Here is a 15,155-nt window from a genome sequence, read left to right on the forward strand (position 1 = left end):
TTCTTAAAATTAAAATAATATGAAAATAGTAGTCATAGATAATTACGATAGTTTTACCTATAACCTCGTGCATTACCTAGAAGATTTAAACTGTGAAGTTATAGTATATCGTAACGATGAATTTGAATTAGAAGAATTAGAAAAATTTCAGAAGATTCTTCTATCTCCTGGACCTGGTATACCTGATGAAGCCGGCTTATTAAAAAAAGTAATTGAAAAATATGCTGCTACTAAAAGTATTCTAGGAATTTGTCTAGGACAACAAGCTATAGGAGAAGTTTTTGGCGGAACATTAATAAACTTAGAAAAAGTATATCATGGTGTTGCTACAAAAGTAAAATTAACGGACTCAATAGACGAAGTTCTTTTTAGAGATTTACCTCAGGAATTTGAAGTAGGACGTTATCATTCATGGGTCGTATCTAATGACAATTTTCCAACAGTTTTAGAGGTTACTTCGATAGATCAAAACGGACAAATAATGTCTTTAAAACATAAAAAGTATGATATTCGTGGTGTACAATACCATCCTGAAAGTGTATTAACACCATTAGGTAAAAAAATATTAGAAAATTGGGTTAATTGGAAAGAATAACAAATAGGAAACCTATTTTGTGTTGTTCTATCCTTTATTCATAAAAAACAAAAAAGATCCTATCCAATTTTAAAAAAATATGAAAACAATCCTTAACAAATTATTTCAACACGAAACCTTATCAGCAACAGAAGCTTATTCTGTTTTAATCAATATTTCGAATGGAATTTACAATTCCAGTCAAATTGCTTCATTTTTAACTGTATTTATGATGCGTCCTATTACCATTAATGAACTTGCCGGTTTCCGTGAAGCGTTGTTAGAATTATGTATTTCTATTGATTTTTCAGATTATGAAACCATTGATTTATGCGGAACAGGTGGCGATGGCAAAGACACTTTTAATATTTCTACCTTAGCTTCTTTTATCTCTGCAGGTGCTGGTATTAAAGTAGCAAAACATGGGAATTACGGTGTTTCTTCTATTTCGGGATCAAGTAACGTGATGGAATATTTAGGTGTAAAATTTAGTAATAAAAGAGATTTTTTAACGAAATGTATAGAAGAAGCCAATATTGCTATTTTACATGCTCCTTTATTCCATCCTGCCATGAAACAAGTAGCCCCTATACGTAAGGAATTAGGTGTAAAAACGTTCTTTAATATGTTAGGTCCAATGGTCAATCCTAGTTTCCCTAAACATCAAATGGTAGGTGTTTTTAATTTAGAATTAGCTCGCATGTATGCCTATTTGTATCAAAGCACAGATACTAATTTTACAATTTTACATGGATTAGATGGTTATGACGAAATTTCTCTAACCAATGATACAAAAATAATTTCACGCGAAAAAGAGCAAATTCTTAAACCAGAAGATTTTAAAATTTCCAAATTAAATCCTCTTGACATTATAGGAGGAACAACCATAGAAGAATCAGCTAATTTATTTTACAAAATTATAGCTGGTAAAGGAAGTGATGCTCAAAACAATGTAGTCTGTGCAAATGCTGCTCTTGCCATTAGTACAATTAAAAATTGTTCTATTAATGAAGGATTTGAATTAGCTAAAGAAAGTCTCTTAAACGGAAAAGCATTAGAAAAATTAAAAAAAATTCAAGCTATTAGTGAAAACGATTTATCATAATTATGACTCAACCCACAATGAATTTGAAAATTTAATTATAACCAAAAAAAATTTTATTAATTAATCTTTGACTTGAAAAATAATAATGAATATACTAGATAAAATTATAGCTGATAAAAAAAGAGAAGTTGAACTTAAGAAATGTTTAATTTCAGCAAGTCAATTAGAAACTTTTCCTTTATTTGATTCTGCTACAAAATCATTAAGTAAAAACCTAAGAAATAATATTTTAGGAATTATTGCTGAACACAAGCGCAGATCACCTTCAAAACCTGTAATTAATCAAAATCTTTCCGTAGACGAAGTAAGTATAGGTTATCAAAATGCAGGCGCATCAGGGCTTTCTATTTTAACCGACGGGAAATACTTTGGAGGTTCTTTAGATGATTTAATTTTGGCAAAAGCCGCCACTTCTATACCTATTCTCCGCAAAGAATTTATTATTGACGAATACCAATTATTAGAAGCTAAAGCTTATGGTGCTGACGCTATTTTGTTAATTGCAGCAGTATTAACTCAGGAACAAATTAAACATTTATCCGAATTTGCACAATCTCTAGCTTTAGAAGTATTATTAGAAGTACACAACCAAGAAGAATTAGAAAAATCAATTATGCCTAGTTTAGATATGATTGGTGTAAACAATCGTAATCTAAAAACATTTGAAGTAAACCTAGATTACAGTAAAGAATTGGGAACTAAAATTCCAAATGAATTTGTAAAAGTTTCTGAAAGTGGAATTAGTCATATTGAGGCTATTAAAGAATTACAACCTTATGGATATCAAGGTTTTTTAATTGGTGAAAATTTCATGAAAACAGATAATCCAGGAGAATCATTACATCAGTTTATTAAAAATTTTAACTAACATTATAAACCTAATCATTTTATAACTCTTTTTTTAAAAAAACAACACAATGTCTATAAAAATTAAAATATGCGGCATGAAAGACTCCGAAAATATTCAGGAAATAGCCTCATTAAATCCTGACTACCTCGGTTTTATATTTTATGAAAAGAGCGAAAGAAACATTCAAATTAAGACGCTGCCTATTATTCCAGAAACGATTCAAAAAGTAGGTGTATTTGTAAATACACCTTTGGAAGCAATTATTAATAAAATACATCAATACAATTTAAACGTTCTTCAATTACACGGAAACGAATCTATTGAATTTTGCAAAACATTAAAAAAAGATTTACAAAAAATTTCAAGAAAAATCACTATTATAAAAGTCTTTTCAATTGGAGAAACATTTGATTTTAATCTTTTACTTCCTTATGAAAAAATATGTGATTATTTTTTATTTGATACCAAAGGCAAACAACATGGAGGTAATGGAATTGTTTTTAATTGGCAACTTTTAGAAAACTATCCATCCGAAAAACATTTTTTTTTAAGTGGAGGTATCGGAATAGATGAAATAGACTTAGTTCAAGAATTTTTAAAAACAAATATTGGAAAAAAATGTTATGCTATAGATGTAAATAGCAAATTTGAAAATAATACAGGATTAAAAGACGTTACTCGATGCAAACAACTGATTAACAAATTGAGATAAGTAATTGAATTATTCACTAAGAAAATATTTCCAATTTTCATCTATCATTTTAAAACTTTAAACTACAAAACATGAAATATACAGTTAACGAAAAAGGATTTTATGGCCATTTTGGAGGTGCTTTTGTCCCTGAAATGTTATATCCTAATGTAGAAGAATTACGCAAACATTATTTAAACATCATGGAGAGTGATGAATTTAGGTCTGAATATATTACACTATTACAAGAATATGTAGGCAGACCAACGCCTCTATATTTAGCTAAAAATTTATCCAAACAATACGGAGCCAAAATTTATTTAAAAAGAGAAGACTTATGTCATACAGGAGCTCATAAAATAAATAATACAATTGGTCAAATTTTATTAGCTAAACGTTTAGGTAAAAATCGAATCATTGCCGAAACAGGAGCAGGTCAACACGGAGTAGCTACTGCTACCGTATGCGCCCTAATGGGTTTACAATGTATCGTATACATGGGTGAAATAGACATTCAGCGTCAAGCACCTAACGTAGCTCGAATGAAAATGTTAGGTGCCGAAGTTCGTCCAGCTACTTCGGGTTCTAAAACGCTAAAAGACGCTACAAATGAAGCTATTCGCGATTGGATTAACAATCCACTCGATACATTTTATATCATAGGCTCTGTTGTAGGCCCTCATCCTTACCCAGATATGGTAGCTCGTTTTCAAAGTATTATTTCAGAAGAAATTAAAAAACAATTAAATGAAAAAGAAGGCGTTGAAAATCCTAATTATGTAATTGCTTGCGTAGGTGGAGGAAGTAATGCTGCCGGTGCTTTTTATCACTTTTTGGAAGATGAAAATATTCAATTAATTGCAGTAGAAGCCGCAGGAAAAGGTATTCATTCAGGAGAAAGTGCCGCTACTTCTATATTAGGCAAAGAAGGAATTATTCACGGGAGCAAAACTTTATTAATGCAAACAGAAGACGGACAAATTACTGAACCATACTCAATATCAGCTGGATTAGATTATCCAGGAGTAGGTCCCTTACATGCTCATTTATTTAAAAGCGGACGTGCCATCTTTATGTCTGCTACTGATGACCAAGCCATGAAAGCTGGATTAAATCTTTGTAAACAAGAGGGTATTATACCCGCCATTGAAAGCTCACATGCTTTAGCTATTCTTGATCAAAAAAGTTTTAATCCCGAAGACATAATTGTTATTAACCTTTCTGGACGAGGTGATAAAGATTTAAATACGTACATCAATTATTTTGGATTATAAGAACAAATTAATAAACATTTTATATTCTTCATTAAATTAAAACTATTAATAAATCGCAACCTTTTTATCTTAATTGAGGTTAAAAAAAATAAAAATGAATAGAATACAACATAAATTACAAGAAAACAAAAAAATATTATCTCTTTATTTTACAGCAGGTTATCCTAATTTAAATGACACCGCAAATATCATTAAAACCCTAGAAAAAAATGGAGTAGATATGATTGAAATTGGTTTACCTTTTAGCGATCCTCTAGCTGATGGTCCTACTATACAGGAAAGCTCTACTCTTGCATTAGAAAACGGAATGACTTCTGCTTTACTTTTTGAACAATTAAAAGATATACGCAAAACAGTATCCATTCCTTTACTTATCATGGGATATTTTAACCCAATAATGCAATATGGAGTAGAAAATTTTTGTAAAAAATGTGCTGAAATAGGAATAGATGGTCTAATTATTCCCGATTTACCATTAGAAATTTATGAACTAGAATACAGTTCTATTTTTGAAAAATATGATTTAGCAAATATCTTTTTAATTACTCCTCAAACTTCTGAAACTCGTATACGAAAAATAGATGCTTTGTCTAATACATTCATTTATATGGTCAGTACAGCTAGCGTAACAGGAAGTCAATCAGGTTTTGGTACTGAACAGATGAAATATTTTGAAAACATTGCCTTAATGAATTTACAAAATCCTCAGATCATTGGTTTTGGTATTTCTAACCACGAAACTTTCCAGCAAGCTACGACCTATCAAAAAGGTGCAATTATAGGCAGTGCATTTATTAAACATTTGAAAAAAAATGGAGTAAATACTATTGAAAATTTTGTTAATAGTCTGAATATATAATTTTATTGAAGAGAGATTCGATATTTTATGATAATTTTCTATTTAGAATAAAAATTTATTAATGTCCAAAAAAATCTTTTTTTAAATCAATATAATTCAAACTAAAGATTAAATCAGAAAACTGTGATTTAGTCAATCAAGTCCTCGTTTCTCTAAAAATGAGAAACGAGGGATCAAGAACCATCTGTAAATGGTGTTTTTTTTGGATCACATATTTTTTGGGAATGTCGATAACACTAATGCTGTCATTCAACATGGTTTACTTGAATTTGATTCAGCGTTTTAAGCGCAACATAGCATTTATATTTTCCATCCATTTTTAGTTCTTTCAAATAGTATTTTCTCCATCTATTTCGGTTACATTATCTAATATTTCAAAGGATTTTAAACCCAGATTACGCATTAGAAAAAATAAATTTTATAACTTACTGAAATAGAATGGTTTATTTATTTGATAATTCTAGTTCGTAATTTTATATAGTACTAACAATCAATAAAATATGTTTTTTTTAAAATCTCTAACGCGTGTAATCAGGGTTTAATTCAATATTTTCCCTAAAATAAATTGATTCCCGATATATAGTTTTAGAATTGTAATATTTTCTTAAATACGTTGAATTTAATTGAATCGTTAATTTAAATAATCTGCTAGATTTTAAACCTTATCTCTCTTTTAATTTCTGACATAAATAGAGGATAAAATGGTTGTATTTATTTAAGAATTTTAAAATAATAGGAAGTATCGTGGGCGATAAGGGATTCGAACCCCTGACCCCCTCGGTGTAAACGAGGTGCTCTGAACCAGCTGAGCTAATCGCCCGATAATTTTTTGAACGTTGTCTTGGACTGTTGTGGGCGATAAGGGATTCGAACCCCTGACCCCCTCGGTGTAAACGAGGTGCTCTGAACCAGCTGAGCTAATCGCCCGATAAATTTTTGAACGTTGTCTTGTGACTGTTGTGGGCGATAAGGGATTCGAACCCCTGACCCCCTCGGTGTAAACGAGGTGCTCTGAACCAGCTGAGCTAATCGCCCGATAAACTTTTGAACGTTGTCTTGTGACTGTTGTGGGCGATAAGGGATTCGAACCCCTGACCCCCTCGGTGTAAACGAGGTGCTCTGAACCAGCTGAGCTAATCGCCCGATAAATTTTTGAACGTTGTCTTGTGACTGTTGTGGGCGATAAGGGATTCGAACCCCTGACCCCCTCGGTGTAAACGAGGTGCTCTGAACCAGCTGAGCTAATCGCCCGATAAACTTTTGAACGTTGTCTTGTGACTGTTGTGGGCGATAAGGGATTCGAACCCCTGACCCCCTCGGTGTAAACGAGGTGCTCTGAACCAGCTGAGCTAATCGCCCGATAAACTTTTGAACGTTGTCTTGTGACTGTTGTGGGCGATAAGGGATTCGAACCCCTGACCCCCTCGGTGTAAACGAGGTGCTCTGAACCAGCTGAGCTAATCGCCCAATAACTTTTAGAAGAATACCTTCTGTTATTGTGGGTGCAAATATAAGATACTTTTTTTGTAAAACAATAAAAAAGTAAAGAATTTTACACAATTTCTGCTACTACAAATGTACTTCCTCCTATATAAATAAAATCATTCGCTTTTGCTAACTCCTTAACACGAATATAAGCATCTGAAACAGAATAAGCTATCTCATTAAATAGTAATCCGTAAGATTCAGCAACCGTTTTTAATTTTTCTGCATCCAAACCACGTGGTACATTGGGTTTTGTAAAAATATAATATGCTTCTTTAGGAAAAAGCGGTAAAATATCATTTAAATCCTTATCATTAACCACACCTAAAACAAAAAATAGACGATTATAAGTTTCTTTTTCTATTTGATTTAATACTATCTTTAATCCATGACTATTATGGGCGGTATCACAAATAACTTTGGGTTCTGTTTCTAATTGTTGCCAACGTCCTAACAAGTTCGTATTTTGTATTACATTTAGTAATCCTTTTTCTAATTGTGTATCTGTAATAGTAAAATATTCCCGAAGAATTTCAATTGTTTGTAAAACGGTCTTTATGTTATGTTTTTGGTAATCTCCCAATAATCCGCAAGGATATTCTTTAAACACTCGATCTGAAGCAAAATAAATAGCAGATTGCATATTTTTTGCTGTATTCAAAAAGACTGCCTTAGTTTCAGGTAAATATTCTCCAATTACTACAGGGATACCTGACTTGACAATACCTGCTTTTTCGGTCGCTATTGCCTCTAATGTAGTACCTAAAAACTGTACATGATCCCAACCTATATTTGTTATAACAGAGACTAAGGGTGTAATTATATTAGTAGAATCCAGCCGTCCTCCAAGACCTACTTCTATAACCGCAATATCAACATTTTCATCTGCAAAATATTGAAAAGCTAATCCTACTGTCATTTCAAAAAAGCTTAAGTGATTTTGTTGAAAAAAGGGTTTATTTTTTTGTATAAATTCAACCACATAATCTTCCTTTATCACTATTCCATTTATTTGAATACGTTCTTTATAATCTTTTAGATGAGGTGAAGTATACAACCCTACTTTATAACCCGCTTCCTGTAAAATAGACGCTAACATAGAAGAAGTAGATCCTTTACCATTAGTTCCGGCAATATGAATCGTTTTTATTTTTTTTTCGGGATTTCCTAAATGATTAGCTAATAAAATAGTATTTGTTAAGTCTTTTTTATAAGCTGTTGCTCCTTGTTGCTGATACATAGGAAGCTGTTCAAACATCCATTCAATCGTTTCTTGATATGTCATAAAAATCTAATGGGATTTATTGCCCTACTTCAAAATTAAAAACTATAAAACCTATTTGTCTTTCAGGAGCTTGTTGGTCTGCCTGCCATTTAAATGTTCTTGAAGCTTCTAAAGCTGGATTTACTAAACAAGGATGTGTATTGGTTGTTCCTTTTACATAACTAGCATTAATAACTTGACCATTCCTATTTACAGTAACTTGCACAACGACTCTTCCTGTTTCATTACAATCTTGCACTTTACGGGATTTAGAGGCTAAATTTCTTCCTTTTAACCCCCATCCGGCCCCTCCTATTCCTGAACCCGATCCATAAAATGAATTAGCGTATCTACTTCCATTTAAATCACCTTTATCCCCTGGTATATCATTATCTCCATTACTCTCATTGACACCTTTTGTTTTAGGTCCATTAATTAAACTAGATAAAGCGTCATCTGTTGACTTATTAGGCCGTTTGGATTCTTCTTTCTTTTCTATTATTGCTTTTTTTATAAGTGATTGCTTAATAACGGGAGCATCACTAGATTCATTATTTAAAATATTTTCTTCTTCATCCATAGCTTTTGATTCTACTATTTTAGGTTTTGATGAAGAAGCTATTATTTCTTTGGGTTGTATTTGCCCCTGTCCTACTTCGCTCGTTCCAAAATTAATTGTTATTCCATTTTCTGGTGGAGGATCTACATAAGTTAATCCAAAAAACAGAAACAAAAAGAGTAGGATAACAAAAATCACTGTAGTAATAGCAAATGATTTTTTTTCCTCTGGCGTTTCTAAAAACAACATATTATTTAGGTCTTACTGCTAAAACAATTTTTATCTGATTACGATTAGCTATATCCATAACATAAACTGCTTTTTCTATAGGTACTCCTTCAGCTACACGAAGCACAACTGATTTATTCTCTTTATTGAGAATTGTTAGCAATTTAGTTTCTATTTCATTTTGAGCAACAGGTTGTTTATCTATATAGTATTCTTTATCCTTATCTATGCTTATAGATATACTCTTATTATTGTCTGTTTTGCCTTTTGCTTTTGGCAAAACTAAATCTAGAGCATTTGTAGTAACCATAGTAGATGTTAACATAAAGAATATCAATAACAAAAAAACAATATCTGTCATGGATGACATATTAAACTCAGCCGAAACTTTATTTCTTCCTCTTAAATTCATAATTATCGTTCGTTTAACAAATCTAAAAATTCAACTGCATTTAATTCCATTTGATGTACTACTTTATCTGTTTTTACGACTAAATGGTTATAACCTACATAAGCTATTAAACCAACTATCAAACCTACTACTGTTGTCATCATAGCGGTATAAATACCTTCGGCTAACATTCCTACTTCTATTTGTCCTCCTCCACTTGCCATTTTATGAAATGCCATTACCATTCCGACAACCGTACCTAAAAAGCCCGTCATAGGTCCTGCTCCTGAAAGTGTAGCGAGCATACTCACATTTTTCTCTAATTTATAAACTTCTAGCTTTCCTGCATTTTCTATTGCTGTATTAATATCTTCTAAACGATTACCTATTCTTGAAATTCCTTTTTCAATCAACCGAGCAACTGGTGAATCAGTAGCTACACATAATAATTTAGCTGCATCTAACTTACCATTAGTAACATGATCTTTTATTAATAACATAAATTTATCATCTATTTTAGAAGCTTTATTAATAGCCATAAGTCGTTCAAAATACAAATACAATGCAAAGAACAACATAACAAATAAAGATAACATGATAATTTGACCAACTAATCCTCCAGAGGTTAATAATGCCCATATAGACAACGTTTTTTCTACTGGTATACTTTCTTGATTAACTTGATTAATACTTGTGGCAAGTGAATCTATTTGAAAAAATAAGCTCATATATTTTTTTTATTTTAAACGATTTTCTTTTGAAATAATTGTTTGGTAAATATAGCAGATTTTGATTTAATGTAAAAAATGATTCTAAAGAGTCTATTTATTGATTGGAATAATGTTTTATTTTTTGTTTCCTAATCTTGGTGTTTGAACAAAATAAATTGTTACAATAATTATAAAAAGAAAATTTACGACTATTTTTAACTATAAGTCTTACATGACATTAAACAATACTTAGTAATACATCCTAAAACCTAATGACTGACAAAGTGCATATTGTTTTTCAAATAAGGTTTCTGTTAAATCTACCACATCGTCTATCTCTTCTATTAGTGAAAAATAGAGATTATCTAACATAGTACTCAAAATAGGAACACGGTTAATGTATCCTGAAAGTGCTTTGGCTCCTGTAATATCTAAAAAATATTGAAAAGTTTCTTCCTCTAAATCCAATGGAAAGGTATTAGCAAAATGAATTATTTTACCTTTTAATTTTCCCTCAAAGAACTCCGCTATTTCCTCAAAAGTATAATAATAACTATCTATTTTAAGTTCGTTGGCTCTCCCTTGCATTACTAAATAAATAACAGTATAGTCTTTAAAATGCCTATCTTCATATAATAAGGTACTGATACTTTCTTCAAAACTTTCTATACTGTCAAAAGTTTTATATACATTCGTTATTCTATATTGAAAAGCAAGATTTTCCAATGAAGTTAGAATAATACTTGCTTTTTCTTCTGTTACGTCTTTAACAGATTCTAGGCAATATATCTGATTTTTTTGAGGCATAGCTACCATTATTTTATATATAAATCTATTTTATTTTCTTATTTTTTTCAATTCTAATACTAAAAGAATTGTTTTATTGTCTATAAAAGATGCAAATTTACTTAAACCATAAAATAATTCTATTTTTTCATATATTTTGATTTTATCTTAGTTCAATATTTTCAAAAAAGGATTTTTTTTAAATGATTTACAATAAATTGAGGTGCTTTTTTTTAAATCAGATTATACGTTACGCCCTGATTAAGCATTATACCATTTAAGGTTCAAATTTACTGTAATAATATCGTGTAATATCTCTTGATTCGTGTATCCTGTAGCGGGTTTTGGATTAGGTAATTTCAAAACTAAAATGGTATTAGTTTATTTTTAAGCAAATTTTAATGTGGATCTGGGTTTAGATATAGAACAAAAATCTTTATTTTTTGGGTAAATCAAAAAGTTTAACCCAGATTACGCATTAGAAAAAATAAATTTTATAACTTATTGAAATAGAATGGTTTATTTATTTAATAATTCTAGTTCGTAATTTTATATAGTACTAACAATCAATAAAATATGTTTTTTGAAAATCTCTAACGCGTAATCTGGGTTTAAATCACCTTATTAATAAGAAACGTATTAACTTCGTTATTAAATAAGAAAAGAAATTTACAAGTATTTTATGGCTCACATATTTTTTTTGGGGATTAGTTTGATTTAAGCAAATAATTTTTCCAGTCTAAATAAGAAAAATTTAATATCTGTAACACCTCTAAGATTTGCTCTAAAGAGTTTTATTTTAGAATTAAAAGATTCTGCATTTGCATTAGTATTTCTGTTGTTAAAGAAGCTTATAATTGTATCTAGATGGTTTTTAATACTATTTGAAGCAATATTAAAATGAGTAAAATTCAGTGATTTAGTTTTTCCAATCCATTGTTCTATTTTTTCCTTTGCTATGATTTTTGAAGTTGTTTCATATATCGCTCTAAACTCCATACAATGCTTGTAAGCCTCTTCTATTTTTGGATAAGATTCAAATAACAACTTAGCTCTCGCTCTTTGATTTTTTGTCCAGTCTGTTGGCAATTTGGTTATTATATACCTACTTCTTGCCAAAAGTTGTTTTGGGCTATCTCCATTTTCAAAGGTAAATGGCTTGTATTTTTCATCTTTATCTTTCGTCTCTTTTATAGCTTGATTTTCTTTCTTTATTTCTTCCCAACGATATTCTATTCTAAGATGTTGTAATGCTTGGGTTACTAATTTTACCACATGAAAACGGTCTGTAACGATATTGGCATTAGGAAAACAGATTTTTGCAACGAGATTCATATTACTAGCCATATCCAAAGTTATTTCCTTAACTAACTGTCTTTTTTCTAATGGGATTTTAAGAATGACATCTATAATATCCTGACTTTTTGTGCCTGATATCGAAGCAATAAGAGTTCTTTTTTTACCTATTCCTTTTTTATTGGTTAAGTAAGTATAGAGTTCTCCTTTTGACAAACTAACTTCATCTATACTGATATATTGACCAATATTTTGAGGATAAATCAAATAATCCTCAGCATGATTTTTTTGTTCCCATTCATTAAATCCGCTCACTTTTTTCTTATAGTGTCGTTGAAGAATGTAGCTCTTTACACCATAGTAACTAGCTATATTACTTATCGTATCTTCTCGGGTCTCGACCTGTACCTTTTAAAAAACCGGAGAGTTCAGTAGTTAATTTTGAACCCTCAGCTACAAAAGAATAATCGTTTTTCACCTCTTTAGATTTATTCACTTTTTCTCGCCAACGTCTGGTTCGAATTCCTAAATACACTGCCTTTCCACGAATAGGGAAATCTTGAACTAGCGTTCTCTCATTAAAACCTTTTGATTCATATTGAACAGGATTATCAACTGAATGTAGAGTATTCTTTTCGTCTAAATAAATAAAGAAACACTCTTTTTGAGTTGACAAATCGCCTAACTCTTTAAAATCTACAATATCAAAATAATCAAGTAAACCCTCAGGTAAAAAATGCTTTATAAATTCCAAATCCATCGATTAGATTGCTATTAATTAAAAAACAAATTTAATCAAATCCCCTGAAAATGTCTCTGACCCTATTTTATCTTTTACTTTGTTGAATTATTTTTAATATAAAACCATTTTAAAATCGTATCGCCAATTTTGTCATCTAATTTATCTCCATCAAAAATATTAATTTTACCTAAATAGCAACTGTTTTTTTCTCTATTGGTATATTTTCCAAAATCATCCTGTTTTATTTCGGTTGAATTACCACTTGTAGGATATAATAGCATTGCTTTTTGACTATCCCAATATTCATTATACGCGTACATTTGACGCAAATCTTGAACGGAAGGAAGTACATTATCTATATTTTTCCATTTTGTGTCAATTATAGCCATTTTTCCACATTTTTCAATAATTATATCTGGATGAATAGATTTTTTTTCCAGAAAAGGCCTAGCCTTTTGGCCTTTTATAATAATACCTTTCTTTTTAGCTGTTTGTTGTAAACGAACATATATATACTCTTTCCATAATAGGTTTATATCAAAGAGTAATACTAATATTTTTTGATTTTGATTTGTAATATTAGCATAATTTAGGATAATTGAACGAGCAATCGTTAATGCTTTTTCATAAGGTTCTGTTTTTCTATTACTAGGTATTTCATTAAAAACATTAGTAATATCTTGAATTTCTGTAATTTCAGGGAAATTAAGCTGAATCATTTTACATCTGCTATTTATGTATTTTCCAGGGGTACTTGAATTTATAATTTCTAAGGCTTGAGCTAAAATTTGATAAATCAAAAGGTCTTTATCATATACTTGATGAGTTGTGTATAAACGTTCTTTCTTGATTAAATTTTTAGCAATATGTCGCGCAAATTTCAATTTTCCTCTTAACTCTTTTATTTTACTAGTTTCCTTATTATAGGGTTTAATGAGTCCTTGATGAATAAGTATTTGTACTTCATTTAAAAACCATTCAAAATAAATATCTAATAAATCTGTTGTTTGTTTTGTTATGTTGGCTTCATCTATTTGTTGTATATTTAATTTACGGGTTAAACGAAGCATTTCTACTAAAGCTTTTTGCCATTTTTGTTTGTTAGCTTCTTCTTCTAATTCATGCTTATCTATTTTGGGCAAAATTTCTATTATCAAATCACAAACTTGAATTACTCCTACAAAATTTTGAAACGTGACTTTTTTTAATTCAATCTTAAAATATTTATTTTGATGTAGTTCGTTGAATTTAGCTAAAGCTTGAAAATGAGATTCTTCAATTTTGCAACCATCGTATTCTTGACCACAAATTAAGATACTATCTTCAAAGATCTGTATACTTTTAAATTTATTCATTTGTTCAAACTTTATTTTTCAGTGATATGATATATTAGCTTTTTTAATCATTTTATTTAATAATACATTTCTGTTTTGAAACGACTCGTTTGTGTGATTTAGTATTAATTCAACAAAGTATTACAACCTTTTGATTATTAAAATCTTTTTGGAGACTAAAAACAGTTTGAGAATTTAGACTTTTGAGTCGTGTAAATAATTTAGTTAATAAAATAGAGCGAGATTTCCATTTTTTTATTATTTCTATATTAAAAGGTAATATGTAATTTTTTGGTGGAATTTGATATGATGCTGTAAAAACAGACTTTATTTCTTCTGAATTAAGATCTAATTCTTGATTTTTTATTAAATCGCAAAAGTTTTTATAGGGTGTAAAAGAAAGCGAGTGGTTGTATTGTATTGAAGAGGTTCTTTTTGTGAAATTTATATTTTTTTCTGGATTTACACTTGATTTAATGAATAATATCATTTTGATTTTAGAAATAAAAATAGGCTTTGTTGCTACTATTTTTTGTAATACATTATACCATTTAAATAAGATAATAAGTATTGCCCCTTTTTTATCATTTAATTTTATTTCTTCATTTTTAATAATTAAAAAAACATATTTTATCTTGTTCTTAATAACCTGAATAAAATTCTTATAGAACATATTTTGATAAAATATGGTAAATAGTATTTGCTTATTAATTAATAAAGAGTCCAATTCTTCTTTAATATCTAGGTTTATTTTTATTAATAATTTCTATTGTTTTATCAATGATAGGATCTATTTTTTGGATACTTTAACCTATCGTATAAAATGAGATCAATTCTGATAGTTTGATTTTTTGTTTATGTTACTTTTAGATTACTTTACATTTCAAATAGAAAACAGTCAAACAACAATGCGTATATATTTAACTTTAAGTTAATTTATTCAAAAATACCTATAAAAAAACACTTTTGCAATTTTTAAAGCAAAGTATTTTTTTAAAACAAACAAT

General features: G+C 29.6%; 15 protein-coding genes and 7 tRNA genes. 6 read left to right on the plus strand and 16 right to left on the minus strand.

From position 1 onward, the window contains the following. Nucleotides 1-19 precede the first annotated feature (19 nt). The 6 genes from NAB20_RS12220 to trpA all read left to right on the plus strand — a co-directional run bounded on the left by NAB20_RS12220 (nucleotide 20) and on the right by trpA (nucleotide 5,353). Nucleotides 20-595 carry an aminodeoxychorismate/anthranilate synthase component II gene (locus tag NAB20_RS12220; protein ID WP_088393415.1) on the plus strand — a complete coding sequence of 192 codons (576 nt, stop codon included), beginning with the start codon at nucleotides 20-22 and terminating at the stop codon, nucleotides 593-595. 79 nt (nucleotides 596-674) lie between these two features. Then, entirely contained in the window at nucleotides 675-1,679 is a 1,005-nt protein-coding gene (gene trpD, locus NAB20_RS12225) for an anthranilate phosphoribosyltransferase (protein ID WP_105195611.1), read from the plus strand. 85 nt (nucleotides 1,680-1,764) lie between these two features. Beyond that, nucleotides 1,765-2,547 carry an indole-3-glycerol phosphate synthase TrpC gene (gene trpC / locus NAB20_RS12230; RefSeq protein WP_375605200.1) on the plus strand — a complete coding sequence of 261 codons (783 nt, stop codon included), beginning with the start codon at nucleotides 1,765-1,767 and terminating at the stop codon, nucleotides 2,545-2,547. Nucleotides 2,548-2,623: 76 nt separating this feature from the next. Beyond that, a complete protein-coding gene (locus NAB20_RS12235) occupies nucleotides 2,624-3,241 on the plus strand; it encodes a phosphoribosylanthranilate isomerase (RefSeq protein WP_164849070.1) in 618 nt (205 codons plus the stop codon). Between the two features lie 71 nt (nucleotides 3,242-3,312). After that, nucleotides 3,313-4,494 (plus strand): tryptophan synthase subunit beta, encoded by a 1,182-nt coding sequence (trpB, locus tag NAB20_RS12240; protein WP_127822993.1) that lies wholly within the window; start codon nucleotides 3,313-3,315, stop codon nucleotides 4,492-4,494. A 94-nt stretch (nucleotides 4,495-4,588) separates the two neighbouring features. After that, nucleotides 4,589-5,353, plus strand: a complete 765-nt coding sequence (trpA, locus tag NAB20_RS12245; protein ID WP_105195614.1) for a tryptophan synthase subunit alpha — start codon at nucleotides 4,589-4,591, stop codon at nucleotides 5,351-5,353. A gap of 745 nt (nucleotides 5,354-6,098) precedes the next feature. On the opposite strand, the gene NAB20_RS12250 is transcribed toward trpA, so the two are convergent. From NAB20_RS12250 to NAB20_RS12325, 16 genes are all read right to left on the minus strand, one after another. Further along, nucleotides 6,099-6,173, minus strand: a tRNA-Val gene (locus tag NAB20_RS12250). Between the two features lie 32 nt (nucleotides 6,174-6,205). Beyond that, nucleotides 6,206-6,280: transfer RNA gene (locus NAB20_RS12255), tRNA-Val, on the minus strand. Between the two features lie 33 nt (nucleotides 6,281-6,313). Continuing rightward, a tRNA-Val gene (locus NAB20_RS12260) sits at nucleotides 6,314-6,388 on the minus strand. Nucleotides 6,389-6,421: 33 nt separating this feature from the next. Then, nucleotides 6,422-6,496, minus strand: a tRNA-Val gene (locus tag NAB20_RS12265). A 33-nt stretch (nucleotides 6,497-6,529) separates the two neighbouring features. Next, nucleotides 6,530-6,604: transfer RNA gene (locus NAB20_RS12270), tRNA-Val, on the minus strand. 33 nt (nucleotides 6,605-6,637) lie between these two features. Next, a tRNA-Val gene (locus NAB20_RS12275) sits at nucleotides 6,638-6,712 on the minus strand. 33 nt (nucleotides 6,713-6,745) lie between these two features. Then, a tRNA-Val gene (locus NAB20_RS12280) sits at nucleotides 6,746-6,820 on the minus strand. An 85-nt stretch (nucleotides 6,821-6,905) separates the two neighbouring features. Continuing rightward, nucleotides 6,906-8,123: a bifunctional folylpolyglutamate synthase/dihydrofolate synthase gene (locus NAB20_RS12285; protein WP_375605201.1), complete on the minus strand. Its 1,218-nt coding sequence runs from the start codon at nucleotides 8,121-8,123 to the stop codon at nucleotides 6,906-6,908. A gap of 16 nt (nucleotides 8,124-8,139) precedes the next feature. Next, nucleotides 8,140-8,910 carry an energy transducer TonB gene (locus NAB20_RS12290; RefSeq protein WP_105195616.1) on the minus strand — a complete coding sequence of 257 codons (771 nt, stop codon included), beginning with the start codon at nucleotides 8,908-8,910 and terminating at the stop codon, nucleotides 8,140-8,142. Nucleotide 8,911: 1 nt separating this feature from the next. Beyond that, complete coding sequence (locus tag NAB20_RS12295) at nucleotides 8,912-9,301, minus strand: biopolymer transporter ExbD (protein WP_088394601.1); 390 nt, start codon at nucleotides 9,299-9,301, stop codon at nucleotides 8,912-8,914. 2 nt (nucleotides 9,302-9,303) lie between these two features. Beyond that, complete coding sequence (locus NAB20_RS12300) at nucleotides 9,304-10,008, minus strand: MotA/TolQ/ExbB proton channel family protein (protein WP_105195617.1); 705 nt, start codon at nucleotides 10,006-10,008, stop codon at nucleotides 9,304-9,306. Nucleotides 10,009-10,239: 231 nt separating this feature from the next. Further along, the gene (locus NAB20_RS12305; RefSeq protein WP_105195619.1) at nucleotides 10,240-10,797 is read right to left on the minus strand and encodes a DUF6642 family protein; all 558 of its coding nucleotides are present in this window, start codon (nucleotides 10,795-10,797) and stop codon (nucleotides 10,240-10,242) included. A gap of 696 nt (nucleotides 10,798-11,493) precedes the next feature. Next, a complete protein-coding gene (locus NAB20_RS12310) occupies nucleotides 11,494-12,387 on the minus strand; it encodes a transposase (RefSeq protein WP_375605202.1) in 894 nt (297 codons plus the stop codon). 58 nt (nucleotides 12,388-12,445) lie between these two features. Next, nucleotides 12,446-12,832, minus strand: coding sequence for a hypothetical protein (locus tag NAB20_RS12315; RefSeq protein WP_088390055.1), 387 nt, complete (start codon nucleotides 12,830-12,832; stop codon nucleotides 12,446-12,448). Nucleotides 12,833-12,906: 74 nt separating this feature from the next. Then, nucleotides 12,907-14,169 (minus strand): McrC family protein, encoded by a 1,263-nt coding sequence (locus NAB20_RS12320; protein ID WP_375605203.1) that lies wholly within the window; start codon nucleotides 14,167-14,169, stop codon nucleotides 12,907-12,909. A gap of 109 nt (nucleotides 14,170-14,278) precedes the next feature. Then, entirely contained in the window at nucleotides 14,279-14,821 is a 543-nt protein-coding gene (locus tag NAB20_RS12325; protein WP_127822988.1) for a hypothetical protein, read from the minus strand. Between the last annotated feature and the right edge of the window lie 334 nt (nucleotides 14,822-15,155).

Origin of the sequence: Flavobacterium davisii, assembly GCF_042182265.1 — a bacterium.
Classification (GTDB): Bacteria; Bacteroidota; Bacteroidia; order Flavobacteriales; family Flavobacteriaceae; genus Flavobacterium; species Flavobacterium davisii.